The sequence below is a fragment of the Mesorhizobium sp. M7A.F.Ca.CA.002.09.1.1 genome, from assembly GCF_003998555.1.
Classification (GTDB): Bacteria; Pseudomonadota; Alphaproteobacteria; order Rhizobiales; family Rhizobiaceae; genus Mesorhizobium; species Mesorhizobium ciceri.
The window spans coordinates 1-1,746 of sequence record NZ_RZRR01001037.1 but is presented as its reverse complement, the minus strand read 5'-3'; the positions used below and the strand labels follow the sequence as shown (position 1 = coordinate 1,746).

The 1,746-nt window shown below is 63.2% G+C and carries 1 protein-coding gene; it reads left to right on the top strand.

The window, feature by feature from the left end; translation table 11 throughout:
- Window positions 1-74: 74 nt before the first annotated feature.
- Window positions 75-1,532 (top strand): phosphonoacetaldehyde dehydrogenase, encoded by a 1,458-nt coding sequence (phnY, locus tag EN994_RS29895; RefSeq protein WP_063167534.1) that lies wholly within the window; start codon window positions 75-77, stop codon window positions 1,530-1,532.
- Window positions 1,533-1,746 lie beyond the last annotated feature (214 nt).

The window sequence follows — 1,746 nt, the reverse complement described above, 5'->3', positions numbered from 1 at the left end:
GGGGAGAGGTGGCCCGAAGGGCCGGAGTGGGGGTCGAATCCTCCGCGCAACAAGAATCTGCTGGAGCAGAACCCATGACCAAGCTCGACCCCGCCATCAAAGTTCGCCACGAGCCGATGCGCATCGCCGGCAGACGAGTCGATGCCGAAGGCGTCGTCGAGGTTCGCTATCCCTGGAACGACACCGTCATCGGCACCGTTCCGGCCGGCCGCGCCGATCACGCCCGCCAGGCATTCGAGATCGCCGCCGGCTACAAATCGAAGCTGACCCGCTACGAGCGTCAGCAGATACTGTTCCGCACCGCCGAGGCATTGGCCTCGCGCCGCGATGAAATCTCCGATCTCATCACGCTCGAGCTCGGCATCTCCAAGACGGACTCGCTCTATGAGGTCGGCCGTGCCTATGACGTGTTCACGCTGTCGGCGCAGATGTGCATCCAGGATGACGGGCAGATCTTCTCCTGCGACCTCACCCCGCACGGGAAGGCGCGCAAGATCTTCACCACTCGCGAGCCGTTGAAGGCGATCTCGGCGATCACGCCGTTCAATCATCCGCTCAACATGGTCTCGCACAAGGTGGCGCCGGCGATCGCCACCAACAATTGCGTGGTGGTCAAGCCGACCGAACTGACGCCGATGACGGCGCTTCTCTTGGCCGACATTCTCTATGAAGCCGGTTTGCCGCCTGAAATGCTGTCGGTGGTGACCGGCTGGCCGGCCGATATCGGCAACGAGATGATCACCAATGAAAACATCGACCTGATCACCTTCACCGGCGGCGTGCCGGTCGGCAAGATGATCGCCCGCACCGCCGGCTACAAGCGCCAGGTGCTGGAGCTCGGCGGCAACGACCCGCTGATCATCCTCAACGATTTGTCGGACGAGGATCTGGCAAAGGCGGCGGACCTAGCAGTGGCCGGAGCGACGAAAAACTCCGGCCAGCGCTGCACGGCGGTCAAGCGCATCCTGGTCCAGGAAAGCGTCGCCGACCGCTTCGTGCCGCTGGTGCTGGAGCGGGCGAAGAAGATCCGCTTCGGCGATCCGATGGACCGCGCGACCGACCTTGGCACCGTCGTGCACGAGAAGGCGGCGGCGCTGTTCGAAGCCCGCGTCCACATGGCTGCCGAGCAAGGCGCCGAAATCCTCTACAATCCGGGTCGTCAGGGCGCGTTGCTGCCGCCGATCGTCGTCGATCGCGTGCCGCATACATCCGAGCTGGTCATGGAAGAAACCTTCGGGCCGATCATCCCGATCGTGCGTGCGCCGGACGATGACGAGGCGTTGATTGCGCTCTCCAACTCGACCGCCTTCGGCCTGTCGTCGGGCGTCTGCACCAACTCTTTTCCGCGCATGCAGAAATACATCGCCGGCCTTCAGGTCGGCACCGTCAACATCTGGGAAGTGCCGGGCTATCGCATCGAGATGTCGCCCTTCGGCGGCATCAAGGATTCGGGCAACGGCTACAAGGAAGGCGTCATCGAAGCGATGAAGAGCTACACCAATGTGAAGACATTTTCGCTGCCCTGGTCCTGACCGGACGGCATTGACGGATAGAACAATCGAGGGAGCGTTCGCCGCTCCCTCATTCGCATTTCGGAGACCATGATGGCCGCGATATCTGAACTTGTGCACACCGAAGGCGATTCCAACACCACAGCGGCTCGCGGTCGCTGGGATGCCGGGCAGGGCGATCCGCGGATCCGCGGCCTGCTCGATCGCGACGCGGCCGCCTTCATGCACCAGAGCC

Excerpts from the sequence above, each read along its gene's own strand:
- phnY (WP_063167534.1), top strand. The coding sequence starts at position 75 with ATGACCAAGCTCGACCCCGCCATCAAAGTTCGCCACGAGCCGATGCGC.